We start from the raw sequence: 23,258 nt of genomic DNA, 5'->3' as shown, positions 1-23,258 counted from the left end.
TTAAAATCAATAAAAACATTTTAAACACAAACATAAAAGATTGTGTTTAGTTTTTAAATGATTCAAACTTTCATAGGCACTTTTTAATGGTCTTTAAAAGCATGGAATTAAACTCCTGCACAATAACCTTTTGTTAACAGTATCATAATATTTTCAGATAGTACGATTTCTCCTTTTAAGTACTTATATGCAAGTAAGAATTATAATTCAAAAGAAATCTGTCGACAAGATTTTCAAAAAACAAAGTTTCTACTGCTGATGAGTATTTTTTATTTCTCAGTTGGTTATAGCTATTAATAATTGCATCAAAATCAAGGAATTTCAAATTAGGTTATTAACATTAAAAACTAGAATTATGAAAAAACAGAATCTAAAAAAGGTTTTAAGTAAAGTGTTCATTATTATGTTAGGTGCCGTTACATTCTCCTGTCAGGACACAACATTGGATGAAGCACAAGAGACAAGTGTGACAAAAAAACAACAAAACACCAGCAAAATCAGTGCAGCAGCTATTTCTGATTTGGCAAGAAGATGGGCGCCTATACATTACAAAGATGTAGATGCAACTGGAACTTATGCCGAAGGAGGAAAATCAGATTATCTTACTGCTATTAATTATGACAATGACTGGAATGCCGAAAATAACTGGAATAACCTTCCTGCTTATGCCAATTCTTTAGCTGCTCATTGTTACTATTCGATAGTAGAATCAAATACACATTGGTTCATTACTTACGCATTCTTTTCTCCAAGAGATTGGACAGATAACCCACTTTTATACTCATTAGACCAACATGAAAATGATTTGGAAGGAGTATTAATGATTGTACAGAAAGATGGATCAACTTATGGTTCCTTAAAAGGAGCTGTTACAGTAAGCCATTCCGATTTCTTTTCTTACGTGCCATCCGGCAGTTCTTTTGTAAGCGGATTGGAAAGCGTTGACGGAACATTACAAATGAGAGACTATAACGGCGAATTGCATCCTATAACAGCACAAGATGCTAAGGGACACAGCCTTAAAGCCTGGCCTCAACATGATATAGATGGAGACGGAATTATTTACTACCCTTCTGCAAGCGGAACTGCACAAATACCAGCTGATAATTATGACAATTATGTAGAATATAAACTTGTTGATATTTTTGAAAGCGGAGGATTATGGGATCAAAGATTTAACACCGAATTATTTTCAAGCCCGGCTGGAGGATTTAAAGGAAACGATTTTAAAACTGGTGGCGCAAACGCTCCATGGGCATGGAATGACGGAAATGATGGAATTGTACAAAGAGGTGAATTTGCAACCGATCCTGCAAAATTAGCAGATAATTATTTTGATGGTGTAGGCAATTTATCCCGCACTTATGTTGATAATAAATACAATACTACGGCAGGTGGTATTGTAACTGTTTACCAAAACTGCAATTATACCGGTTATGCGATTGCTTTGCCGGTTGGTAATTACACATTAGATCAGCTAAAAGCGTATGGTATCGTAAATGATGATTTGTCTTCTGTTCGCTTAGAAAATGGATACAAAATTACAATGTACCAAAACGATAATTTTGGAGGAGAATCTGTTGTAATAACCGGAAATAATGGTTGTTTAGGGAATTTTAATGATAAAGCAAGTTCTGTGAAGATTAGCGTTCTATAAACTATTTTCTAGTTTTTTAGATCTCAATAAAGCCACTCGATTTGAGTGGCTTTTTTATGCAGAACTTATAGAAAAAATCAAAATCTTTTAAGTTTAGAACAAATCACATACTTCCAATTCAAAATAAGCATTCGGTTTTGGTTTAAATCAGTTAAATCCCATTCCCGAATTTAAATCATAATTGATTCTCTTTTAAATTACATTATAGGGCCTCAATGAATGAAATCAAAAAAATTTCATTTATAACTATTCTGTAAGTTAGATGCTCATTTCAAATTGAAAATAAGTGACCAATTTTATAAAATAATTATTTTATTTTAATAACAACTTTTCCCTTCGCACGCCCACTTTCTACGTAAGACAATGCTTCGTTTGTTTTATCGAAAGGAAAAACTTTATCCATAACCGGTTCAATTATTCCGGCCTCAATAAGTTTAGTAATTTCATTTAGCTGCTCGCCGTCAGCTTTCATAAATAAAAAGGAATAGTCAACATTTTTATTCTTTGCTTTTTTACGAATACCTGAACTTATTAAAGAAAGAATTATTTTCACAAACCAGGGTGCTTTAATTTCTTTAGCAAAATCGGGAGTTGGCGGTCCGGAAATAGAAATTAGTTTTCCGCCTGATTTTAGTATTTTTAACGATTTTTCAAGTGTTTCTTTGTCCTGACTATTTAGCACAACATCATAATTACTTAACCTGTTTTCGAAATCACTATTCTTATAATCAATAACGATATCAGCTCCAAGTTTTTCTAGGAAATCAAAACTTTTGGCACTTGCAGTTGTAGCAACAGTCGCTCCCAAATGTTTTGCCAACTGAATTGCAATAGTCCCTACTCCACCTGAACCTGCCTGAATAAATACTTTTTCTCCTTTTTTGATTTTTGCTTTTTCCACCAAAACCTGCCAGGCCGTTAGCGCCACTAACGGAATAGATGCTGCTTCTTCCATAGAAAGATTTTTAGGTTTAAGCGCAGCATCAGCTTCATTTATCGCAATAAATTCGGCAAACGTACCAATGCGTTGATCTCTTACTCTTGCATATACTTCATCGCCAACTTTAAATTTTTCGACATTTTTTCCGACTTTGGTAATAACTCCCGCAACATCATGTCCCAGAATTAGCGGAAGCTTATAGGGCAAAATGAGTTTAAATTCTCCCGTTTTTATTTTAGAATCCAAAAGATTGACCCCGGCTACGTGTATATCAACCAAAATATCCTGGTCTTTTACTTCCGGAACAGACATTTCTGTAAGCTGTAGACTTCCGTTTTTACTATATTTATTAATTACAAATGCTTTCATTTTATAAACTTTAGAATTTTAGTTATTGTTTCAGGCTTGCGTAAATCTTTTTAGGATTTACTAAATTGAAAGCCAATTGCGGAAAAAACTTGTTTACCATATAAAGTAATTTTGCATCGCCTACCCTAATCGTGAATTTATCTTTTTTGATTCCCGAAATAAGAGCTTTTACCAACTCTTCCGGAGTCATTTTTTTATCATTTCTGTTCGCTGTCATTTCTGTTGCCACAAGAGGCGGAAGCAGTTCAAATACTTTTACATTGCTGCCCAAAATTTCTAAATTTTTTCTAAGCGTTCTGGTATAAAAACTTAAAGCTGTTTTTGTTGCTGCATAAGTTGGTTCTTCTAAAGCAGGTACAATGCTCAAAATAGAGGTTGTATTTATTATCGCTGCTTCTTTTCTTGATTTCAGCATTTCTAGAAAAAGGTTGTTTAATCTTATAACACCAAAATAATTAACATTCATTTCGTAAATCGCATTGTTCAAAATTTGGTCATTTGCAATTCCCAGATTAAGTGCCGGACTTCCAACCCCTGCATTATTATATAAAATATCGATCCCTCCTAAAGAAGTTACCTGATCAAAAAGTGCAATGGCATCTTCCTGATTTTCGACATCACTTTTTATAATGGTTATTGACGGAAGCAACTTTTTTGCAGCCTCTAATTTTGCCTGATTTCTACCCGTAATGATGACTTTAGCACCTTCTTCTAAAAATTGCTTTGCAGATTCTAAACCAATTCCGGAACCTCCGCCGGTAATTAATATCGTTTTACCTTTTATATTCATTGCTCGATTTATTTAAAGAGTTTAGTTGTTTTCATTATATATATATTTTAAATTTTCTATTATTTTTCATTTAATAAAATCGCTTTTTTTAGACTTTTTAGTCTATTTTAAAATATACTTTTTAGTTTATTTTAAAACAAAAAAAATTAGATGACGTATTGTTCCAATTCAGACTTTAGGCTTTTAACCAGACCTTGCATTGGTTTTGCTGTATCCATAACTCTGCACATTACAATCCCGCCTTCTACAGAAGCTACTAATTTGAAAGCAAAAACAACAGGATCAAGAGATTTGGAAAATTCACCATTGTTAATTCCTTCCTGAAGCAATGCTGTCAATTCCTGCTGACCAATTCTAATTACCTTAGCCACTTTTTCTTTTATAAAAGGATAATTATCATCTGCTTCTACAGCGGTATTAAATATCGGGCATCCGCCGGAAACATATGTTTCAATAGGGTTTTTATAAAAATCTAAAAATGCAAATATTTTACCTTTTATTGTTTTTCCTTTATAAACTGCAGCCCTAATTTTCTCAGAAACCATCTTAAGCGATAAGTCAATTACTTGTGCAGACAAATCTTCTTTGTTTTCAAAATGTCCATAAAGACATCCTTTTGTAAGTTTTGTAGCTTCAAGGATATCATCAATATTAACTCCCGAAATACCTTTCTCATTATACAGAGGTATTGCGGTTTCAAGTATAAATTGTTTTGTTCTTTCTGCCTTTGTAAGCATAGTACTTTTTAAATTAGAGGACAAATATACTAAAAAGTATATTTTAAAACATAAAAAGATTAAATATTTAGCTTTTTAATTAATTTTTATTTCCAGATACAAAATAGAAAAATTCAAAATCGTAAAAAAAGAAGTGACAATAACGTTTCCCGGCACATTTTGTCCGTTTGAGCCAATTTTTTAACTGTTCAGAATTTATTGCCTTTTATGTTTGCAGCATCAAATTAATAAAAGGCATAAAGCCTCATAACATTAAAATTTATAAATCATGAAAAATTTATTTTTGCTCTGCATTGTTCTGGTATCCTCAAGTGTTTTTAGTCAAAGTATTTTTGACAGGCTTCATTTTGGAATAAAAGCCGGAGGTAATTACAGCGACTTTTCGAATGCTAATTTTGATACAGAAGGACTTCCCGGATTTCATGCCGGTGCTATTATCGCCTTTGACATTAATGAAAAATGGTCTGTTCAGGAAGACTTTTTATTTTCTACCCAAGGTGCTAAAATAAAAGGAGGATTCTCTGATGGCAAAGATCTTAAACTATCGTATGTTTCTGTGCCAATTGTTTTAAAATACAAAACCAGTTTCGGGCTTTATTTTGAAGCGGGTCCTCAGGTTGGTATTCTGGTTTCAGAAGATTTTAAAGAATTAACCAACGACGATTTTGCAGAAAAAATTGATGCAGGAATGGTCGGCGGAATTGGTTATCAATTTCCAAATGGGCTTGGTATTGGTGCCCGATATTATTATGGCTTAACCGATATCAGTAAAATAAAATCGACTACTATAAATACTGATTTTCAAAACAATATGTCGCAGGTTAGTCTTTTTTATATTTTCTAAATTTAGAAGATTTCCTTTTTCCATTTAAAAAACAAATAACACTTCCTGACTTTTACAGGAAGTATTATTTGTTTATCAAAAATCTTATAACGGCTATTATTTTTTGTACTTTTCCTTCATTTGAATAAAGAAAAACTAATGCTGAATAAAAATGTAAAACCATAGAAATGAACAATATCTCAAAATCTTTCTCTCCTTTAATTCTGAGGGAAATTTATAAAATGAACTTATTTCTAACGTTCTTAATATCGTTTATTGCTTTATTTTTTCTGGTTATATTTAAAAATTCAGTTCTTCTTGTTGTGGTAATGACCTTAAAAAGTTTTTTTTACATTCTTCTGGTCACTTTTTCACTTTCTGCTATTTTAGAATTATGTGTTATAAAATTTCCCAACGACATTTCTAAATTTCGGCTCTGGCGTTACGGTGCGAGTTTTTGTAGTTCGATTATATTGGAAATGCTTTTGTGGCCTTTTTTTGCTTATATGGCAGATATTTCATGGCGTCATGATGATTTAGAACTTATTGCCACTTTTTTAACCGAAGCTCTTTTTGTTGCTACGTTAGTATTGCTGCTGCAGGATTTTGCTATTTTAAGATTGGCCAAAACAAAAGCCGAAATGGAAAATTCGAAACTACAGCTTCGTACGGCCGAAGCCGAAAATTTGCTTTTAAAACAGCAGATTCATCCGCATTTTTTATTCAATTCACTCAACACTTTAAAAGCACTTTACAAAAAAGATCTTACGCTTGGAGAACATTATTTAATACAGCTTGCCGGATTTCTGCGAGCTGCCGTATCGCTTAACGACAGTATGGTTACAACGCTTGAAGAAGAATTGGATTTTTGCCAAAACTATCTCGAAATGCAGAAAATGCGTTTTGGTGAAGCCTTAGAATGGGATATTAAAATTAATGATTCGGAAATGCTAAAAAGCACCGTGCCTACTTTTTCACTTCAGCCATTGGCAGAAAATGCGATCAAACACAATCGTTTTACCAAACAGCAGCCTTTGCATATCAAGATAGAACAAAAAGGAGCTTATATATCAGTATCTAACACCATAAACCTAAAAGAAGCTGGTGAAACATCTTTAAAAAGCGGCTTGGCAAATCTCGCAGAACGATGCCTGATTTGGTCCGGAAATGAAATTATAATTAATAACGATGGCAGTACCTTTTCTGTAAGCTTTAAAGTAAATACCGATGAAAATCATAATTATTGAAGATGAATCGCTTGTAGCCGAAGATCTTGCCAACAGCCTTAAAAACTGCAATGCCGAAATTGAAATTACAGCCCTCTTGGGATCTGTAAAAGAAGCTATTGCTTATTTCAAAAACAACCCTCAGCCAGATCTTATTTTTAGTGACATCCAATTGGGCGACGGTTTGAGTTTTGAAATCATAAAGGCGGTGCCTCTTCATGTTCCCGTTATATTTTGTACGGCTTTTAACGAATATGCACTTGATGCTTTTAAAGCAAATGGTATTGAATACATCCTAAAACCTTTTAGTGCAGAGGAACTAAAAGTAGCTTTAGGCAAATTTCAGAACATGCAAAAATTAATGAGCGGCCAGCTTGCGCAGCAATACCAAAAGGCAATGGAAACGATCTCAAATCTGCAACAGCCTGTTAGCGAAACTATAATGGTAAAATACAGAGATCGACTGCTTCCTTTTACGCTGGATAAAATTGCGCTTTTTTATGTCGAAGCAGAAACTACGGTTATGCATGCGCACAATGGCAAAAGTTATATTTTGACCGAAAGCCTGGAAGATCTGGAAAAAAGAACCAATAAATTTTTCTTTAGAATGAACAGACAACAGCTCGTTAACCGAAACGCCATAATTGACGTTACAGATTATTTTCCCAGAAAACTAAAAGTAAACCTTTCATTTTCTTTTCATAAAGATGTTTTTGTCAGTAGAGAAAAAAGATCAAAAGTATTGGCCTGGCTTGCAAGTTAATCTTCAAATTCAAATAAAATCATCTACTTACAGACTTTCAAAAACAGTCTTAATTACTCCGTTTCCTATCCTTTATCACACATTAGTTCAGGCATAACGCCTCAGCCCTAATATTGTCCGTTTGAACTTATTTTTTAGGATTTTTAAGCAATTGCCCTGTTACTTTCGCAGAGCAATCTTAAATTAAAATGTGATGATTAAAATCAAAATTCCCAATGCCACGCGGCTTATAATGCTGATCGCGATTTTGTGTTTCAGCAGTTCGTACGGACAAAACACCCAGATTAGAGTTTCGGAAATTCGATCCGGAAAAGGGCAAATTATACTCAACGTTTTCAAAAACGACGAGGATTATCAGAAAGAAAAAGTTTCTAAAAAACTGGTATTCGAAAAGAAAATTGAAAACGGTTCCATGATTATTAATTGTACGCTCGATCCGGGAACATACGGCATTACTCTTATTGATGATGAAAATAAAAGCGGAGAGCTTAATAAAAACATGTTAGGAATTCCAAAAGAAGGTTTTGGCTTTTCTGATTTCTTCATGGAAAAAATGAAAAAACCCGCTTTTGATGATTTTAAAGTCAATGTAAAAAATCAAAACAACAAAATTAGTATCAGAGTAAAATACATGTAATCAATTAAAAACGAAGTCAAACTAAAATTAAAAATTATGAAAATTAAAAGAGCCCTTACCTTAATTCCTGTAAAAATAATAGCTATCGCAGCCCTGATTATAGCATCATCTTGTGACAACAATGAAGTAGATCCGTTTGGTTCTGCAAGGCTTAAAGTCGTAAATGCAGCTCCTAATGCAGGTTCTCAAAAATTTGTTATGGCAAATATTCCTTACATAGGCAATCTGAGTTATTTAGAACATTCTGTATCGTATCACGATGTAGCGGTGGGCAATAATTTAGTAAGTCAGTTCAGGGATGAAAATGATAACGATTTGTATGCCACAGAAGAACTTGATCTGGATGACGATAAAAGATATACCGTATATTTAACGGGAGAATCAAGAGACGACGCAGAAGTGAGACTTTATGAAGATAACGTCAGCGCGCCATCTAGTGGAAAAGCAAAGATAAAATTTATCCATTTAAGTTCGGGAGCGCCAAGTAATATTGATTTTCTGGACGGACAAGGCAACAGTCTTGCATCAAACCTTGTAAGATACAGCCAAAGCGGTTATTCAGAAATTAATGCCGGATCTGTAAGCGTTCAGGTTCGCGGTACAGGAGGATCCGAAAATCTGGCGACATTATCAGCAACTGATTTTGCGGCCGGAAAAGTTTATACTGTTTTTATATCAGGATCTGTAGCATCAGGATATACAGTGACCCAGCTTTCGCAGAATTAAATCATAAAAAAAGAGCTGTCGATAAAACAGCTCTTTTTATTCAAAAATTATAAATTACTTCATTGCATCGTTAACAGTCTGACTGTCTACAAATTGCTCAAAGCTTATTATTTTTCCATCTTTCAATTTCCAAATGTGTGCTACTCTGGCTGCAAACAACTTCTTTGTTTTTTTATAAGTACCTGTGTAAGTTCCAAAAGCCACTACTCTATCCTCGTTTGCAACATAATCTTCCGGAGTAAATTTGTAGTCAATCCACTCACTTCCTAATCTGCTAAAAACATTTTTGGTAATACTTTCTAAACCTATATAAGTCCCTGCGTACGGAAAACCTTTGGCTTCTGTCCAGGAAATATCATCTGCAGCATATTCAGCTAAATTTTTTCCGTTTTCTTCTGAAGTTTTTCCTTCGTAAGTACTTTTTATGATTTCAAGATTTGTCATTGCTTTTTTATTTAAAGAACAGCCTGACAATGCCAAAACTATCATCAGGCCAGAGCTTATTAGTTTTACCATTTCATTTCTCCGGTATTTACTTTTGCTCCTATCATTAAAGCAGTTTCAAAAGTAAGTGCAGGGTATTTTGTTTTTAAAGCCTTAATTAAAGCTTCAGAGGTTTTATTGGTTTTTAAAGCTTCTTCATAAAACTGAATATAACTTTTAGTATGATTTACAGCAGTAATATCAAATGGAGAATTTGAACTGGCATGCGCCGGAATTACAATTTCAGGATGCAAAGCCGTAATTTTATCTAAAATCGAAATCCAGCTTTTACGTTCTTCAGGCTTTTGCGCATCTGCCATCCAAAGATGAAAAGTGGTTCCGAAAACATTAATACCGCCAACAACGGCTTTGATAGAAGGAATCCATACAAAAGTTTCAGCCGGAAATTCTTCCAAACCTACAATTTCTAGTTTCTGACCTTCTAACTCGATGCTGTTTCCTTTTAAAACCTGAGGTAAAATCACATTCGAAGTAATGTTTTTACCCAGTCTTTCGCCCCATACTTCTAATTTCTTTTGAGATGTGGCTTTAATATGTTCTACCGTCGAAGGAGATGCATAAACGGTTACTTCCGGAAAATATTTTTTGAATACTTCCAATCCGAAATAAAAATCTGGATCGCCGTGAGATACATATATTGTCGTTAGTTTTTTACCGCCTGCCTTAATTTCTTGTGCTACTTTTTCGGCTTCAGCCAAAGTAAACTGTGCATCGATCAAAACGGCATCAGTTTTTCCAGACACAATTACTGATGCTACACCAAAACTGTTTTCTGATGCGTTGTAAACCTGAAGTTTAAGATTTTTAGTTTCAATAATTTTGAAACTTTGTGCTTGTGTTTCCATATTAAATAAGATTAAAATTGTTGTAAGTAGTATTGTGATATTCTGTTTCATTTTGTTTGGTTTAAATTAACTCTGCAAAGATGAAACCTTATGCAATCTCAAAACATTAAACTAGTTTAATAAAGCAATGAAAACTTATTTTTTCAGCGCAATTTTCTTTCGAATATTACTCAAAAAAACATTGGTAATACCCAAATAAGCAGCAACTTGGATATTGGAAAGACGCTGAATAAGCTGTGGATATTTTTCTGAAAACTCAATATATCTGGACTCTGCGGTTTTGCTCAGATTATCGATCATTCTGCGTTGCAGGGCGACATGTGTTTTTTGTGTCATAACCCGAAATAACTTCTCTATTTCCGGCATATTCGAATAGGCAAATTCTTTATCTTTTTTAGATATTAAAAGCACCTCACTATCTTCAAGAGCTTCTATAAAAAGCTGTGATGGTGTTTCGTTAGTAAAACTGTCAATATCTGTAATCCACCAATTTTCAATTGCAAAATACAATATTTGCTCAAAGCCGTCCTTGTCGATATGATAAACCCGAAAAAGTCCTTTTATGACAAATCCCTCAAATTTGCATACTTCACCTTCCCGAAGTAAAAAACTTCTTTTTTTGATTATTTCATGTTGAAATAAATTGCAAAATGCTTCTGTTTCAGAATTTGAAAGAGAAATATGTGCTGTAATATTTTTTTGAAGAAGTTCTGTCATCTCATTAAATATCTGAAAAATTTACAAGCTATTTTTAGTTGTTTCCCTGTGCAAAGTTCCCCAATCACTTAATTGAAGACAAATAGGTACCAGTTTTTCTCCTATTGGAGTAATTTCATATTCTACTCTTGGTGGTACTTCTGCAAAAACAGTTCTTTTAACAATTCCGTCGCTTTCCATTTCTCTTAATTGAAGTGTCAGCATTCGTTCTGTAACCTTTTCAATTTTACGTTTCAATTCGCTGTATCGAAGTGGCCCATTTGCTAAATTAACCAGAATTAATATTTTCCATCTCCCGCCGATAACTTCAACTGCATACGTCATATCACAGTTTGACAGGAATTTTCTATTCTGGTTATTTGTCGATTTTTCCTTTATTTTACTCATTACGTACATTTTTGTATGTATCACACATTTGGTTGGCTATAGTACAAATTTAGGGTTTGTTATTTAATATTGTACCAATAATTTAAAAAAACAAAAATGAATACTATATTATCGAAGACAGTTATTTTTCACGAAGCAGGAACTCCAGAAGTTTTAAAAGTAGAACAAACAGAAACTTTAGCTCCACAACCACATGAAGTAAGAATTCAGGTGAAATCTATTGGCGTAAACAGAGCAGATGCCATGTACCGAATGGGAATGTATATTGAAAACCCTGTTTTTCCGGCTAAATTAGGTTATGAAGCTGCCGGAATAGTCGAAGCTGTTGGATCTGAAGTTACCAATGTAGTAGTTGGTGATGTTGTAAATGTTATCCCAGGATTTTCATTACACCACTATTCTTCTTATGGAGAATACATTTTAATGCCGTCGTACGCAGTACATAAATATCCTTCTGTTTTATCTTATGATGAAGCTGCGGCTTTATGGACCAGTTATTCTACAATGTACGGAATGCTGATACATTCGGGAAAATTAAAATCGGGAGAATTTGTGGTTATTAATGCTGCTTCGAGCAGTGCAGGAATTGCGGCAATTCAGCTTACGAATTATGTGGGAGGAATTTCTATTGCTTTAACAACCTCAGCCAGGAAAAAGAAGCTTTATTAAAAGCTGGTGCATCGCATGTTATTGTTACATCTGAACAAGATATTGCAACAGAAATTGCCAAAATCACAAATAATATTGGTGCTCATATTATCTTAGATCCGGTTGTTGGAGCTAAATTCAGCGATCTTATAAGTGCTGTTGCCGAAAATGGAAAAGTATTCGTTTACGGTGCTTTAAGTCAGGAAGCGGCAAGTTTTCCCACTTTTGCTGTTATGATGAAAACGCCAACCATCAGAGGATATTCTGCGATTGAAGTTTTGGCTAATGCCGATATTTTAGCAGAAGCGATTGCTTTTATCGACAAAGGCGTAATCGAAGGGAAATTAAAACCGGTTATTGATAAAATATTTCAGCTTGACGAAATTGTAGCGGCGCACAGCTATTTGGAATCTAATCAGCAATTTGGTAAAATTGTAATTACTGTTTAATTGAAAATTATAAACTAAACAAATTCAAAAAAGACCTCATTGCTAATGAGGTCTTTTTGAGTTCTACATCCATACATGTAAATAAAAACAAAAAAATTGAGTTCAGGTATTTTTAAATTCAGCAGCCAATTTAACGGGTTGGGTAAATTATTTCAATACCAATAATTAACCTGAAACTATCTTCGTCATTAATCTTAAAATTTATACTAATGACAAAGTTATTGACCACCATTTTATTATTTTGCGTAACGCTATTAATGGCACAAACCGAATCAGATTCATTATCTGAAAAATTCTCAGTTGATTTTGGAGGTTCGTTTGGTGTTTTCGCTCCTTTCAAAGGATCCAGCAAAGATTTTCCTGATGATAAAAACCAACTTGGCTCTAATGGTGTAACTTTCCTTCAGCTAAACTATAAGGAGCATTATTTTGCTAAATTACAGTTCGGACAAACCACAGTGTCTTATAAATCTATCCAAAATTCTAATGGTTTTAATTCCATCATAGATTCAAAAGCAAACAGCACCACAATAGGTATCAATCTTGGATATCAATATAAAATCAAACATTGGCAGCCTTTTGTAATGCTAGGGTCAGGTACGTCTTTTATCGACTCTCCTAAAACATCTCTGATAAATGAAAATACGATAAGCTATACTACTAAAACCGGTAATTACCTTTACATCTCAGGAAGTGTTGGTGTTAATTATGTATTCAACAAATATTTTATTGTTTCTCTTGAAGGACAAGCCTCTACACTCCCAACGGCGCCTTCGGGTTCTGATACACATTTAAGCGGTATGAGTATGCAGCTAGGGTTAAAATCATATCTTTTTAGTTTTTAATAATGTATGTGCATGATAATTTCTGTCTATAAAACAAATGTTAACACAAAATCTAAATTAAGAAAAGTAAAACCTGTTCTTAATAAAGTACTTTTGGATTCTAAATGGAATTTTGATTTAGAAGATTGTGACAAAATTTTAAGAGTTGAGAGTAACAAAAGCTGCTCTGAATTTTTAATAACAGAACTTTATAAAGTTGGAATACACTGTGAAGAATTATTTTAGATGTAATAACCAGGTCATAGTAGTACACTTTTATTATTAATATTATGTATGTAAGGCGCTATAAATATTTACGTTTATATGGGTATATAGTTTTTACTGTAATCCTGTATCTAATTCTAATACTCCTTAATTCTGACGAGAGCAATCTTCAGGGATGGAAGTTTTATACTTTAATGGATTTTATTATTGAAGGATTATTTTGTTTGATCTTTACAGTAGTATTATTTGAAACCGGTCTTTGGATATCGCAAATTTTTACTAAAAAATCAGTTTCGAAAAAATATAATTTGTCAAGGTTTATTTTTCAGCTGTTGCTTCACATCGTTATTGTAAGTATTCTCGCTGTTGTATTTTTTAATATTGATCTTCCTCAAAAATATGGGTATGACGACCTTCTTTTAAGACGAGTTTTAATCATTGGCAGTATATTTTCTATATTGATAACTACAGGTTTAACCGCCGAACAACTTTTTTTAAATGGAATGAAAGCAAACTTGAAGCTATAGAAAACAAAAAACAAGCATTACAATCAGAACTCAATGCTCTGAAACTTCAATTAGATCCGCATTTTTTATTTAACAACCTAAGTACGCTTACTTCATTAATTGAGGAAAACCAAACTACTGCTGTGTTATATGTCACCAATCTTTCTGCAGTTTATCGCTATGTTTTGTCCAACAGAAATAAAAATCTGGTTGTTCTAAAAACGGAATTGGATTTTATAACCGAATATTTGTTTCTGTATCAAATCAGGTATGGATCTTCTATCGCTATCCATATCGAGGAAAATAATTCTAATTTAAGTAAATTTATACCGCCTTTAACGCTACAGCTTTTGATTGAAAACGCAATAAAGCACAACTCTTTTTCCTCAACGACGCCGCTTCTTATCAGCATTAGTTATGAAGATCAATGGATAATAATACAGAATAACAAGTCGGCTAAATTTACCAAAGAACCCAGCGAAGGAATTGGTCTGGCACATATTTACCATAGTTATAAAATAATAGGCAGTACGCTTCCTGTGGTCAATGATCTTGACACAATTTTCGAGGTTCGAATACCTTTGCTTAACAATTAAAAGTACTTTATGATGACTGTTTTAATTATAGAAGATGAGGCTGCCAATGCTGCAAGATTGCAAAAAATGCTTTTACAATCAGAAGAAGAAATTGTAGTTACAGCAGTTTTACAAACAGTGCGCGAGAGTATTGCATGGCTTGAAAAAGAAAAAAGTCCTGACATTATTTTTATGGATATTCGCCTTACAGATGGTCTTAGTTTTGAAATCTTCAATCAGGTGAATATTAAGTCGTATGTTATTTTTACAACTGCTTATGATGAATATGCCTTGCAGGCATTCGAAGTAAACGGAATAGATTATCTTTTAAAACCTATCGAACAAAAAAATTGGATTCGAGTATCAAACGAATTAAAAGTTTTATAACTCCTGAGCCTGACAATAGCGTTGTGGAAATTTTAAAAAAATGCGCCTGCACAAAGAGATTTACAGATCACGATTTTTAATTAACCATAAAGATTTATTCATCACAATCCCCTGTACTAATATTGCCTATTTTAGTTCTGAAAATAAAATAATATCTCTTACCACACATTCCAACCAAAGATATGTCATCAAGCAAACGCTCGATGAATTAATACAAGAATTAAATCCCAATGATTTTTTTAAAGTGTCCAGAAACTACATCGTTTCTTTAAAATCAATCCATAAACTATCTCAATCTTTTGATTATAAACTAAAACTGGAGCTCACTCCGGCAATTAGTGAAATAATACTGATAAGCAGAGAGCGCGGTATTTCTTTTAAAAACTGGCTTGACAGCAAATGATTTTGGGGTTTCAATTAATTAGAAGAAACAATCTGATATAAAACAAAAAAGCCACTCGTTAGAATGGCTTTAATCTCAAAATTATTTATTTTTATTCCTGATCTGCAAGAAGTACAACCTTGCCATTTACACCGCCAGCTGTTAAGAAATCCTGAGCTATTGCAGCTTCTTCAAGCTTAAATGTTTTGGAAACAATTGTTTTGAATTTCCCCGCTTTTATCAAATCAATTCCGTTTTGTAAAGTCTTGGCAGAAATGTCGGAAACCACAAAAGAAGCTTTTACATTGTATTGTTCTGCCAGCTCTTGCGATGGCGGCATAGCGATACTTAAAAGTTTACCACCAGGTTTTAAAACTTGAAAAAGTTTTATCTGAGCTTCGCCTCCGGCTGTATCTGCAACTAAATCAATATCTTTTGCAATACCTAAAACGTCCTGTAGTTTATAATCAATCACTTCGTCAGCGCCAAGGCTTTTTGCTAATGCCACACCTTTTCCTGAAGCTGTTGCAATAACATACGCACCCGCTGCTTTTGCCATTTGAATCATAGCACCGCCAACTGCGCCGGCACCGCCCTGAATTAAAACTTTTTGACCTTTTTCTAATTTTCCTTCTGTAAATAAAACAGATTGAGAAGTACCGATATTAACAACCATTGAAGCTCCTTCTTCAAAAGACAAACCTTCGGGTTTCAGCAAAACAAAATTTTCGTTTGCAGTCGCATATTCTGCGTAAGCGTTTTTCCAGGTAAGAGCAATAACCTCATCTCCAACTTTAAATTTTGATACGCCCTCGCCAACGGCAACAATTATTCCTGAAGCTTCACCGCCCGGTATAAACGGCATTTCTACAGGACGAATTTCCTTCATTAATCCCATTCGTATTTTCATATCTATTGGATTCACGCCTACTGCTTTAACCTGAATTAAAACATCATTTTCATTTTGAATTGATGGTATCGAAACCTCAACGAGTTCAATCACAGCGGAACTTCCGTAATCTTTGTATTGAATTGCTTTCATTATTTTTAAGTATAAAGTGGATAATCTGTATAACCTGTTTCACCCGGAGAATACAATGTGCCGAAATCTACATCGTTGAGGGAAAGATTTTTTTCAATGCGTTTTACAAAATCGGGATTAGCGAGAAATCCTCGACCAAAAGCAACAAGATCTGCAGAATTGTCCAATAGTTTTTCTTCGGCTGTTTCTGCTGTAAGTCCATTACAAATTATGATTGTATTGGTAAATACGGCACGGATTGACTTATATGTTTTTTCCGGAATTTCAGGATTGGTCGAAAGATGAATATAGGCGATTCCTAATTTATCCAATTCACTGCTTAGGTAAGTATAAGTTTGATGCACTTCTTCTGCATCATACGCAGCCTGATCACTTAATTGAGAAAACGGAGAAAAACGAATTCCGACTTTATCCGAACCGATAGCTGCTGCAATTGCTTCTGAAATCTCTAAAATAAGTCGGCTTCTGTTGATAAGATTGCCACCATAAAGATCTGTCCTGTTATTTACATTTGGATTTAAGAATTGTTCCAGCAAATACCCATTGGCACCATGAAGTTCTACACCATCAAAACCGGCTAGGATTGCGTTTTTAGAAGCATTTACAAAATCTTCAATAACACGCGTTATCCCATCTAAACTAAGAGCCACCGGAACGGAATGTTCCTGCATGCCCAGAGAATCAGTAAAAATTTCACCTGCCGCCTTGATATCCGAAGGCCCTACAGGCTGAATTCCGTTTGGCAAATTGGCAACATGAGCGATACGCCCGGTATGCATTAGCTGCAGAAAAATTTTTGATCCGTTTTGATGTACGGCATCTGTAACTTTTTTCCAGCCTGCAACCTGCGCTTCAGAATAAATTCCGGGAATACGCGGATATCCTAATCCTTCGGGACTTGGCGAGGTACCTTCAGTAATAATCAAACCAGCACCAGAGCGTTGTGCATAATAGTTTGCCATGAGTTCATTTGGAAGATTGTCTATAGCTCTGCTTCGGGTCATCGGCGCCATTACCAGATGATTTTTAAATTTTATAGTGCCTTTCTCAAAAGGCGTAAGTAACTTTTTCATTTTGTTCTATTTAATTATAGGAACAAATTTAGAAGTTAATATATGGGTAAAATAACCAAAAAAGACACAAGAATAGTCCTATCCGACAGTTACATTTTTAATATCGAAGATGAAAAAGGATACTTATATAGTATAAGAAAACTTTTTGGGTGTGATGCCGTACTGCTTCTCAAATAATCTGCTGAAATGACTAAGGTTTGAAAATCCCAACTCGTAACCAACTTCAGAAACAGAATGTTTGGCTTGTTTTAACAGAAAAGCTGCTTCTTCCATCCTCGCCTTCTGATAATAATTATATATGGTATCTCCAAATGTTTGTTTGAAGAGCTGCTTGAGTTTCGTTTCACTCATTGAAGCAATAATGGCCAATTCACTTAAAACCGGCGGAGTACTAAGATCGTTTAGTATTTCGTTTCGAATGATTAGAAGTTTTTGCGCATCGTTACTATTTATATTCTTAAAAGTTGTGTTCTCCCGAAGTGATAATTTACTAAAAAGCAAATACATTAATTCCTGTACTTTAATTTGTACATAAAAATTATTCATAGAATTATTCATGTCGACCGATACAATATTTTTAAGAAGCAGCTGCATTTCAGGATCCAGATTTTCGAAAAAAAGAAAAGAAGCGTCTTCGGCAGTAATAGTTTGTATTGTAGTGTTAGGCTTTTCTATAGATAAAACCGAATGCAATCTGCTGGCAGTAATACCCACTACAACATACTGAATATTACTTCCGGCAGGAAAACGAATTTCTGTTCGCAAATCATTTGTAGAAAGAATTATAGAAGAATCGTTCTTTTGAAAAAATGGGATATTTTCCTCGTTATTACATTTAACCTCAAGATCTTCTTTATTATTATAAAAGAAAATAGTCCGCACATTATTCGCCTTTACTGCCGGATTACGTTTAAGAATTAAATCTTCCTTTAATATATACCGATGAATCGTTAATTTAAAATCATCCCCAAAACCAACTTTACGCACATAACCTTCGCCCAGGCTTGCAGGAATTTGCAATACATTATCTCGCACAGGAACATTTATTTGTTTTGAAAACAAAGTTATAAAGTCGAAACCGGGTTCTGATGTAAATTCGAAAATCATTAAGAAGCTATAGAGAATACTAAATTACTGCAAATAATTATATTTTACTCTTTATAAACTCATTTTATAATTGAAAGTGATTGCCAAAAAATAAATTGTAAAAATGTATCACGTCTTCCGACTTTTGTATAAGTACTAACGATGACCCGCATTCTAAATTTGCCTCATTATTAATCATATAAACAATAAAATGAGCAAAACAATTTTAATCACAGGAGCATCTTCAGGTTTTGGATTGATGCTGGCTAATGACCTTCACAAAAAAGGGTTTAACATAATTGGAACAAGCCGCGAACCAGAAAAATACAAAGTTCCGTTTAAATTAATGCGTTTGGATATTGACGACGATAATTCTATTAATGAATTTAAAGAAAGACTCTCTAAAGAAACCAAACAACTGGATGTTTTAGTAAACAATGCCGGTTTTATGATAACGGGTATTGCAGAAGAAACGCCTATTGATGTAGCCAGAAAACAATTTGAAACCAACTTTTGGGGAACCGTTAAAGTAACAAATGCAATTATACCTTATTTTAGAAAACAAAAATTTGGACAAATTATTACTGTTAGCTCGATTGTTGGATTGATTGGACCACCAAATTTATCGTACTATTCTGCTTCGAAACATGCTGTAGAAGGATATTTTAAATCATTACGTTTTGAGTTGAATCAGTTTAACATTAAAGTTAGTGTTGTAGAGCCTGTATGGTTTAAAACAAATTTAGGGCATAATGCCATTTCTTCAACAGGAAATATCGGGGATTATAATACCTACAGAAAACTTGTCAATGCAGCTACTCAAAAAGGTTTAGACGAAGCAGAATCTCCAGATGCCGTTGCTAAAATTATCATTAAACTAATTGGCACAAAAGAACCTAAATTTAGCAATCCGGTTGGTAAAATGTCGGGAATGATTGTTTTTCTGCAGCATTATGCACCAAAAATGTTCGAAAACTCGATACTAAAAAATATTAAATAAAATAACCCGATAAACACAAAATTAATAAATGTATAGTTGGAATGTTTTAAGATTGTTTAGCATTCCAATTTTATATTTAAAACAAGAAAAATGAAAAATAAAATTATAACAAACGCCGTACTTAAAATAGATCCTCAATTTATCAATGAAGTACTTCCATTTGCAATCGAAACCAGGAATCATATTTTACTTGAAGAAGGATGCGAAATTTTCATATTGATGAGAAAAACAGATGAACCTAATACACTCGTAATTTTTGCTGTTTATACTTCAAAACAAACTTATAACTGGCATCTTGAGCAAGATTATGTGAAAAGTTTTTTTGCTTTTTTGAATGGAAAACTGACGGATGCCCCAGAAGTAACTTATCTCGAAGAAATTTGAGTAGTGATAAATTTTAAAGCGTAGATTTATAATGTATAAAACTGTAAAGAATGAAAAATTACAAAACGATAAGTGAACTCTATATTTCCAATGGATTTCCACCACCTGAAAATCCTTTACTTGGTTTAGTGACGTTTGAAGAACTAAAAAACTGCACGTTTGCTGAAACAGAATTCACAATGAATTTTTATAAAATAGCTTTAAAGAAAGTAAAATCAGGAACCATTTTATACGGAAAAACCAAGTACGATCATGATAACGGTTCGATGGCATTTGTAAAACCGGGTCAGAAAATTACAATGAGCGATATTGAGCTAACAGAAAAAGGCTTTATGATTTATATTGATGAAGATTTTTTAATGAATACCAATCTTTATTCAGAAATAAAAAAATATGGCTTTTTTGATTATGAAGTAAACGAAGCTTTGCACTTATCACCCAAGGAAGAAGAAACCATTTGGGATTTGTTTCATAAAATAAGACTGGAATATTACAATAACCAGGATGATTTTAGTAAAGATATTATGCTGACTCATATTGACTCTATCCTAAAATATTCGCAACGCTATTACAAACGACAATTTTTAAACAGAACCTCAATATCCGGAACAATAATTACCAAGTTTACCGAGATACTTAAGTTATATTTCGAAAGTGGAAAACTTCAAAAGGAAGGATTGCCAACCGTAAAATATATGGCAACACAACTATCATTATCTGCAAGATATTTAAGCGATTTATTGAAACAGGAAACTGGTAAAACAGCTTTGGAACACATCCATATTTCTTTGGTTACAGAAGCCAAAAATCTCTTGTTGAGTACAAACAATACAGTAGCTGAAACAGCCTATCAACTTGGTTTTGAGAATCCTCCTTATTTTTCCAGATTATTTAAAAAAGAAGTTGGATTAACGCCAACAGAATATCGTGAACAGTTTTTGAATTAATAGAGGAATCTTCTTTGATTTATTATAAACAAAAAAGCCACTCAAACGAGTGGCTTTTGATGTGATCCCAGAAGGATTCGAACCTTCGACCTACGCATTAGAAGTGCGTTGCTCTATCCAGCTGAGCTATGGAACCAAAAAGTTTTTTATTAAAAACTCTTAAAAAAAGTCGGGGTGGCAGGATTCGAACCTGCGGCCTCCTGCTCCCAAAGCAGGCGCGATAACCGGGCTACGCTACACCCCGAAGGCAAAAATTAAGCGGAGAGACAGGGACTCGAACCCTGGCGACGGTTACCCGTCGACAGATTAGCAATCTGCTCCATTACCGCTCTGGCACCTCTCCAAGCTCAAGGAACGTGTCCTGTTTTGCGGTTGCAAATGTAAGACAACATTCCATATCTCACAACTATTTCTGCGCTTTTTTTAATCTTTTTTTAATCTTTTTTTAAACCTCTTCACAATCAAACAAATAGAATTAACAAAAAATTCATATTCAATTTAAATTCTAATGAAACTCATACAAATTGATACAAAATTTGAATTTATTTAAATAAACAGTAAATTTGCTAGATTAACTAATATTAACAGAAAATGAACAAAAGAGTTGTTATCGTTTCTGCCGTTAGAACACCTATCGGAAGTTTCATGGGAGGTTTATCTACCGTACCCGCACCAAAATTAGGTGCTGCCGCTATAAAAGGCGCACTTCAAAAAATTAACCTTGACCCAAAATTAGTTGATGAAGTATTCATGGGCAACGTAGTACAAGCTGGAGTTGGTCAGGCACCAGCACGTCAGGCTGCACTTTTTGCCGGTTTATCTGAGGAAGTTGCCGCTACAACAGTAAACAAAGTTTGTGCATCCGGAATGAAAGCTGTAATGTTTGCAGCGCAGGCTATTGCTTGTGGCGATGCCGAAATTGTAGTAGCCGGAGGAATGGAAAACATGAGTTTGATTCCGCATTACGTACAAATGCGTAACGGAAACAAATTTGGTCCTGCAACAATGCTGGACGGAATGCAAAAAGATGGTTTGACAGATGCTTACGATAACAACGCAATGGGAGTTTGCGCTGATTTATGTGCATCTGAATACAAAATCACCCGTGAAGAACAAGACAATTATGCCATTCAATCTTATGAAAGAAGCGCAAAAGCCTGGGATGCCGGAAAATTCGATAACGAAATTGTTTCTGTAGAAGTTCCGCAAAGACGTGGCGAACCCGTTATTTTTTCAAAAGATGAAGAATATACTAATGTCAAATTAGATAAAATCCCTTCATTAAGTGCTGTTTTCACAAAAGACGGAACAGTTACTGCTGCAAATGCTTCAACAATAAATGACGGAGCTGCCGCTTTGGTTTTAATGTCTGAAGAAAAAGCAAATGCATTAGGATTAAAACCTTTGGCTTACATAAAAGGATATGCAGATGCTGCACAAGAGCCAAAATGGTTTACAACAAGCCCTGCAAAAGCGTTACCAAAAGCCTTAGACAAAGCAGGAATTGCAATTGGCGATGTTGATTATTTCGAATTCAACGAGGCATTTGCTGTTGTTGGTTTGGCCAATTCAAAAATCCTTAATTTAGATAACGAAAAAGTAAACGTAAATGGTGGCGCTGTTTCTTTAGGACATCCTCTTGGATGTTCGGGAGCAAGAATCATCGTAACTTTACTGAATGTTTTAGAACAGAATAATGCCAAAACCGGAGCTGCTGCAATTTGCAACGGTGGTGGCGGTGCTTCGGCAATTGTTATCGAAAGAGCTTAAACAAAATATTAAATTAGGAGTTGTTTATTAAAAAAATAACTCCTAATTTTCAACTTATAAATTACCCTAAATGTTCGGAATTTGCAATCTAGCCATAGTACCTGTTCGATCTGAGCCAAGTGACAGAAGTGAAATCGTTACACAACTTTTGTTTGGCGAACACATCGAAATTTTAGAACGTCAAAATCAATGGGCGCGAATAAAGATTCAGTTTGATGATTATGAAGGCTGGGTAGATTCGAAACAATATCAGGTAATTTCCGAAGCAAATTATAACCAATTAAGCAAAGAAGCTATTATTCTTAATGCCGACCTGATTGATTATATTAGTGCGCCGGACAACTTATTATTACCAATTCCGCTTGGCGCATCCTTATCTTTTTTAAACAATACCGAAATCAATACTTCAAATTTTGATTTTGAAGGAACAAAAACCAGCGGCATTAAACCTAAAAGTGCACTCATAAATACTGCTTTTATGTATTTAAATGCTCCCTATCTTTGGGGCGGAAAAACACCATTTGGAATCGATTGTTCCGGTTTTACACAAATGGTATACAAACTAAACGGATACAAAATTCATCGTGACGCATCTCAGCAAGCACTTGATGGCGAACCTTTAAGCTTCATCGAAGAAAGTGAACCAGGAGATTTAGCCTTTTTTGATAACGAAGAAGGAAATATCATTCACGTTGGTATCATAATGGAAAATAATTACATCATTCACGCCAGTGGAAAAGTACGCATTGACCGTTTAGACCACTTAGGAATTTACAATCCTGAATTAAATAAGCACACGCACAACCTTCGTGTAATCAAAAAGATCATTTAATTTTCTT

Annotated in this window: 27 protein-coding genes and 3 tRNA genes; 17 read left to right on the top strand and 13 right to left on the bottom strand. The window is 34.1% G+C overall.

All coding sequences use genetic code 11. The features are described from left to right. Positions 1-355: 355 nt before the first annotated feature. Positions 356-1,657: a hypothetical protein gene (locus ACZZZT_RS10880; RefSeq protein WP_463460376.1), complete on the top strand. Its 1,302-nt coding sequence runs from the start codon at positions 356-358 to the stop codon at positions 1,655-1,657. Positions 1,658-1,964: 307 nt separating this feature from the next. Here the strand turns inward: ACZZZT_RS10880 and ACZZZT_RS10875 are convergent, their stop codons facing one another. The 3 genes from ACZZZT_RS10875 to ACZZZT_RS10865 form a co-directional block, all read right to left on the bottom strand. Next, positions 1,965-2,966, bottom strand: coding sequence for an NADP-dependent oxidoreductase (locus ACZZZT_RS10875; protein ID WP_463460375.1), 1,002 nt, complete (start codon positions 2,964-2,966; stop codon positions 1,965-1,967). 22 nt (positions 2,967-2,988) lie between these two features. Beyond that, complete coding sequence (locus ACZZZT_RS10870; protein WP_463460374.1) at positions 2,989-3,756, bottom strand: SDR family oxidoreductase; 768 nt, start codon at positions 3,754-3,756, stop codon at positions 2,989-2,991. 146 nt (positions 3,757-3,902) lie between these two features. Next, on the bottom strand, positions 3,903-4,493 hold the full coding sequence (locus ACZZZT_RS10865; RefSeq protein ID WP_463460373.1) for a TetR/AcrR family transcriptional regulator: 591 nt from the start codon (positions 4,491-4,493) through the stop codon (positions 3,903-3,905). 268 nt (positions 4,494-4,761) lie between these two features. Between ACZZZT_RS10865 and ACZZZT_RS10860 the strand changes: the two genes are divergently transcribed. The 5 genes from ACZZZT_RS10860 (at position 4,762) to ACZZZT_RS10840 (ending at position 8,668) form a co-directional block, all read left to right on the top strand. After that, complete coding sequence (locus ACZZZT_RS10860; protein WP_073395137.1) at positions 4,762-5,337, top strand: porin family protein; 576 nt, start codon at positions 4,762-4,764, stop codon at positions 5,335-5,337. A 458-nt stretch (positions 5,338-5,795) separates the two neighbouring features. Then, complete coding sequence (locus tag ACZZZT_RS10855) at positions 5,796-6,563, top strand: sensor histidine kinase (RefSeq protein ID WP_463460372.1); 768 nt, start codon at positions 5,796-5,798, stop codon at positions 6,561-6,563. Beyond that, the gene (locus tag ACZZZT_RS10850) at positions 6,544-7,305 is read left to right on the top strand and encodes a LytR/AlgR family response regulator transcription factor (protein ID WP_463460371.1); all 762 of its coding nucleotides are present in this window, start codon (positions 6,544-6,546) and stop codon (positions 7,303-7,305) included. The genes ACZZZT_RS10855 and ACZZZT_RS10850 overlap by 20 nt, the downstream gene beginning before the upstream one ends. A gap of 193 nt (positions 7,306-7,498) precedes the next feature. After that, positions 7,499-7,942, top strand: coding sequence for a DUF2141 domain-containing protein (locus ACZZZT_RS10845; RefSeq protein WP_463460370.1), 444 nt, complete (start codon positions 7,499-7,501; stop codon positions 7,940-7,942). Between the two features lie 36 nt (positions 7,943-7,978). Next, entirely contained in the window at positions 7,979-8,668 is a 690-nt protein-coding gene (locus ACZZZT_RS10840) for a DUF4397 domain-containing protein (protein WP_463460369.1), read from the top strand. A 54-nt stretch (positions 8,669-8,722) separates the two neighbouring features. Here the strand turns inward: ACZZZT_RS10840 and ACZZZT_RS10835 are convergent, their stop codons facing one another. From ACZZZT_RS10835 to ACZZZT_RS10820, 4 genes are all read right to left on the bottom strand, one after another. Beyond that, positions 8,723-9,184: a nuclear transport factor 2 family protein gene (locus tag ACZZZT_RS10835; RefSeq protein WP_463460368.1), complete on the bottom strand. Its 462-nt coding sequence runs from the start codon at positions 9,182-9,184 to the stop codon at positions 8,723-8,725. Continuing rightward, positions 9,178-10,068, bottom strand: coding sequence for an MBL fold metallo-hydrolase (locus tag ACZZZT_RS10830; protein WP_463460367.1), 891 nt, complete (start codon positions 10,066-10,068; stop codon positions 9,178-9,180). The genes ACZZZT_RS10835 and ACZZZT_RS10830 overlap by 7 nt, the downstream gene beginning before the upstream one ends. An 84-nt stretch (positions 10,069-10,152) precedes the next feature. Continuing rightward, positions 10,153-10,734: a Crp/Fnr family transcriptional regulator gene (locus ACZZZT_RS10825; RefSeq protein WP_463460366.1), complete on the bottom strand. Its 582-nt coding sequence runs from the start codon at positions 10,732-10,734 to the stop codon at positions 10,153-10,155. Positions 10,735-10,755: 21 nt separating this feature from the next. After that, the gene (locus ACZZZT_RS10820; RefSeq protein ID WP_073395495.1) at positions 10,756-11,121 is read right to left on the bottom strand and encodes a winged helix-turn-helix transcriptional regulator; all 366 of its coding nucleotides are present in this window, start codon (positions 11,119-11,121) and stop codon (positions 10,756-10,758) included. 96 nt (positions 11,122-11,217) lie between these two features. On the opposite strand from ACZZZT_RS10820, the gene ACZZZT_RS10815 reads away from it, so the two are divergent. The 6 genes from ACZZZT_RS10815 (at position 11,218) to ACZZZT_RS10790 (ending at position 15,138) form a co-directional block, all read left to right on the top strand. Continuing rightward, complete coding sequence (locus ACZZZT_RS10815) at positions 11,218-11,790, top strand: alcohol dehydrogenase catalytic domain-containing protein (protein WP_463460365.1); 573 nt, start codon at positions 11,218-11,220, stop codon at positions 11,788-11,790. A gap of 20 nt (positions 11,791-11,810) precedes the next feature. After that, positions 11,811-12,218 (top strand): zinc-binding dehydrogenase, encoded by a 408-nt coding sequence (locus ACZZZT_RS10810; protein WP_463462412.1) that lies wholly within the window; start codon positions 11,811-11,813, stop codon positions 12,216-12,218. A gap of 209 nt (positions 12,219-12,427) precedes the next feature. Then, on the top strand, positions 12,428-13,063 hold the full coding sequence (locus ACZZZT_RS10805) for an outer membrane beta-barrel protein (protein ID WP_463460364.1): 636 nt from the start codon (positions 12,428-12,430) through the stop codon (positions 13,061-13,063). A 652-nt stretch (positions 13,064-13,715) separates the two neighbouring features. Continuing rightward, on the top strand, positions 13,716-14,369 hold the full coding sequence (locus tag ACZZZT_RS10800) for a sensor histidine kinase (RefSeq protein WP_463462411.1): 654 nt from the start codon (positions 13,716-13,718) through the stop codon (positions 14,367-14,369). Between the two features lie 9 nt (positions 14,370-14,378). Next, entirely contained in the window at positions 14,379-14,735 is a 357-nt protein-coding gene (locus ACZZZT_RS10795; protein ID WP_463460363.1) for a LytR/AlgR family response regulator transcription factor, read from the top strand. Between the two features lie 40 nt (positions 14,736-14,775). Next, positions 14,776-15,138, top strand: coding sequence for a LytR/AlgR family response regulator transcription factor (locus ACZZZT_RS10790; RefSeq protein WP_463460362.1), 363 nt, complete (start codon positions 14,776-14,778; stop codon positions 15,136-15,138). 91 nt (positions 15,139-15,229) lie between these two features. Here the strand turns inward: ACZZZT_RS10790 and ACZZZT_RS10785 are convergent, their stop codons facing one another. From ACZZZT_RS10785 to ACZZZT_RS10775, 3 genes are all read right to left on the bottom strand, one after another. Continuing rightward, the gene (locus ACZZZT_RS10785) at positions 15,230-16,159 is read right to left on the bottom strand and encodes an NADP-dependent oxidoreductase (protein WP_463460361.1); all 930 of its coding nucleotides are present in this window, start codon (positions 16,157-16,159) and stop codon (positions 15,230-15,232) included. Positions 16,160-16,164: 5 nt separating this feature from the next. Next, a complete protein-coding gene (locus ACZZZT_RS10780) occupies positions 16,165-17,232 on the bottom strand; it encodes an alkene reductase (RefSeq protein WP_463460360.1) in 1,068 nt (355 codons plus the stop codon). A 123-nt stretch (positions 17,233-17,355) separates the two neighbouring features. Further along, the gene (locus ACZZZT_RS10775) at positions 17,356-18,339 is read right to left on the bottom strand and encodes a helix-turn-helix domain-containing protein (RefSeq protein ID WP_463460359.1); all 984 of its coding nucleotides are present in this window, start codon (positions 18,337-18,339) and stop codon (positions 17,356-17,358) included. A gap of 190 nt (positions 18,340-18,529) precedes the next feature. Here ACZZZT_RS10775 and ACZZZT_RS10770 point away from each other — a divergent pair, with 190 nt between their 5' ends. The 3 genes from ACZZZT_RS10770 (at position 18,530) to ACZZZT_RS10760 (ending at position 20,649) form a co-directional block, all read left to right on the top strand. Beyond that, positions 18,530-19,318 carry an SDR family oxidoreductase gene (locus tag ACZZZT_RS10770; RefSeq protein ID WP_463460358.1) on the top strand — a complete coding sequence of 263 codons (789 nt, stop codon included), beginning with the start codon at positions 18,530-18,532 and terminating at the stop codon, positions 19,316-19,318. Positions 19,319-19,408: 90 nt separating this feature from the next. Beyond that, a complete protein-coding gene (locus ACZZZT_RS10765; protein WP_463460357.1) occupies positions 19,409-19,702 on the top strand; it encodes a putative quinol monooxygenase in 294 nt (97 codons plus the stop codon). Positions 19,703-19,752: 50 nt separating this feature from the next. Further along, a complete protein-coding gene (locus ACZZZT_RS10760; protein WP_463460356.1) occupies positions 19,753-20,649 on the top strand; it encodes a helix-turn-helix domain-containing protein in 897 nt (298 codons plus the stop codon). 62 nt (positions 20,650-20,711) lie between these two features. Here ACZZZT_RS10760 and ACZZZT_RS10755 read toward each other — a convergent pair. The 3 genes from ACZZZT_RS10755 to ACZZZT_RS10745 all read right to left on the bottom strand — a co-directional run bounded on the left by ACZZZT_RS10755 (position 20,712) and on the right by ACZZZT_RS10745 (position 20,992). Further along, positions 20,712-20,785: transfer RNA gene (locus ACZZZT_RS10755), tRNA-Arg, on the bottom strand. A gap of 33 nt (positions 20,786-20,818) precedes the next feature. Continuing rightward, a tRNA-Pro gene (locus ACZZZT_RS10750) sits at positions 20,819-20,893 on the bottom strand. Between the two features lie 15 nt (positions 20,894-20,908). Next, positions 20,909-20,992 (bottom strand) — tRNA-Ser (locus tag ACZZZT_RS10745). 248 nt (positions 20,993-21,240) lie between these two features. On the opposite strand from ACZZZT_RS10745, the gene ACZZZT_RS10740 reads away from it, so the two are divergent. Together ACZZZT_RS10740 and ACZZZT_RS10735 are read left to right on the top strand one after the other, a co-directional pair. Then, positions 21,241-22,419 (top strand): acetyl-CoA C-acyltransferase, encoded by a 1,179-nt coding sequence (locus ACZZZT_RS10740; RefSeq protein WP_463460355.1) that lies wholly within the window; start codon positions 21,241-21,243, stop codon positions 22,417-22,419. Between the two features lie 70 nt (positions 22,420-22,489). Beyond that, on the top strand, positions 22,490-23,251 hold the full coding sequence (locus tag ACZZZT_RS10735) for a C40 family peptidase (protein ID WP_463460354.1): 762 nt from the start codon (positions 22,490-22,492) through the stop codon (positions 23,249-23,251). Positions 23,252-23,258: the final 7 nt, after the last annotated feature.

It is taken from the genome of Flavobacterium sp. AC274 (assembly GCF_979258275.1).
Note: the sequence above shows the minus strand (reverse complement) of the source record. Positions and strands in the feature narration are given on the sequence as shown.

What these genes read in the sequence shown, in the direction of transcription:
- ACZZZT_RS10880 (WP_463460376.1), top strand. Translation starts at nt 356, where the DNA reads ATGAAAAAACAGAATCTAAAAAAGGTTTTAAGTAAAGTGTTCATTATT.
- ACZZZT_RS10875 (WP_463460375.1), bottom strand. Translation starts at nt 2,966, where the DNA reads ATGAAAGCATTTGTAATTAATAAATATAGTAAAAACGGAAGTCTACAG.
- ACZZZT_RS10870 (WP_463460374.1), bottom strand. Translation starts at nt 3,756, where the DNA reads ATGAATATAAAAGGTAAAACGATATTAATTACCGGCGGAGGTTCCGGA.
- ACZZZT_RS10865 (WP_463460373.1), bottom strand. Translation starts at nt 4,493, where the DNA reads ATGCTTACAAAGGCAGAAAGAACAAAACAATTTATACTTGAAACCGCA.
- ACZZZT_RS10860 (WP_073395137.1), top strand. Translation starts at nt 4,762, where the DNA reads ATGAAAAATTTATTTTTGCTCTGCATTGTTCTGGTATCCTCAAGTGTT.
- ACZZZT_RS10855 (WP_463460372.1), top strand. Translation starts at nt 5,796, where the DNA reads ATGCTTTTGTGGCCTTTTTTTGCTTATATGGCAGATATTTCATGGCGT.
- ACZZZT_RS10850 (WP_463460371.1), top strand. Translation starts at nt 6,544, where the DNA reads ATGAAAATCATAATTATTGAAGATGAATCGCTTGTAGCCGAAGATCTT.
- ACZZZT_RS10845 (WP_463460370.1), top strand. Translation starts at nt 7,499, where the DNA reads ATGATTAAAATCAAAATTCCCAATGCCACGCGGCTTATAATGCTGATC.
- ACZZZT_RS10840 (WP_463460369.1), top strand. Translation starts at nt 7,979, where the DNA reads ATGAAAATTAAAAGAGCCCTTACCTTAATTCCTGTAAAAATAATAGCT.
- ACZZZT_RS10835 (WP_463460368.1), bottom strand. Translation starts at nt 9,184, where the DNA reads ATGGTAAAACTAATAAGCTCTGGCCTGATGATAGTTTTGGCATTGTCA.
- ACZZZT_RS10830 (WP_463460367.1), bottom strand. Translation starts at nt 10,068, where the DNA reads ATGAAACAGAATATCACAATACTACTTACAACAATTTTAATCTTATTT.
- ACZZZT_RS10825 (WP_463460366.1), bottom strand. Translation starts at nt 10,734, where the DNA reads ATGACAGAACTTCTTCAAAAAAATATTACAGCACATATTTCTCTTTCA.
- ACZZZT_RS10820 (WP_073395495.1), bottom strand. Translation starts at nt 11,121, where the DNA reads ATGAGTAAAATAAAGGAAAAATCGACAAATAACCAGAATAGAAAATTC.
- ACZZZT_RS10815 (WP_463460365.1), top strand. Translation starts at nt 11,218, where the DNA reads ATGAATACTATATTATCGAAGACAGTTATTTTTCACGAAGCAGGAACT.
- ACZZZT_RS10805 (WP_463460364.1), top strand. Translation starts at nt 12,428, where the DNA reads ATGACAAAGTTATTGACCACCATTTTATTATTTTGCGTAACGCTATTA.
- ACZZZT_RS10795 (WP_463460363.1), top strand. Translation starts at nt 14,379, where the DNA reads ATGATGACTGTTTTAATTATAGAAGATGAGGCTGCCAATGCTGCAAGA.
- ACZZZT_RS10790 (WP_463460362.1), top strand. Translation starts at nt 14,776, where the DNA reads ATGCGCCTGCACAAAGAGATTTACAGATCACGATTTTTAATTAACCAT.
- ACZZZT_RS10785 (WP_463460361.1), bottom strand. Translation starts at nt 16,159, where the DNA reads ATGAAAGCAATTCAATACAAAGATTACGGAAGTTCCGCTGTGATTGAA.
- ACZZZT_RS10780 (WP_463460360.1), bottom strand. Translation starts at nt 17,232, where the DNA reads ATGAAAAAGTTACTTACGCCTTTTGAGAAAGGCACTATAAAATTTAAA.
- ACZZZT_RS10775 (WP_463460359.1), bottom strand. Translation starts at nt 18,339, where the DNA reads ATGATTTTCGAATTTACATCAGAACCCGGTTTCGACTTTATAACTTTG.
- ACZZZT_RS10770 (WP_463460358.1), top strand. Translation starts at nt 18,530, where the DNA reads ATGAGCAAAACAATTTTAATCACAGGAGCATCTTCAGGTTTTGGATTG.
- ACZZZT_RS10765 (WP_463460357.1), top strand. Translation starts at nt 19,409, where the DNA reads ATGAAAAATAAAATTATAACAAACGCCGTACTTAAAATAGATCCTCAA.
- ACZZZT_RS10760 (WP_463460356.1), top strand. Translation starts at nt 19,753, where the DNA reads ATGAAAAATTACAAAACGATAAGTGAACTCTATATTTCCAATGGATTT.
- ACZZZT_RS10740 (WP_463460355.1), top strand. Translation starts at nt 21,241, where the DNA reads ATGAACAAAAGAGTTGTTATCGTTTCTGCCGTTAGAACACCTATCGGA.
- ACZZZT_RS10735 (WP_463460354.1), top strand. Translation starts at nt 22,490, where the DNA reads ATGTTCGGAATTTGCAATCTAGCCATAGTACCTGTTCGATCTGAGCCA.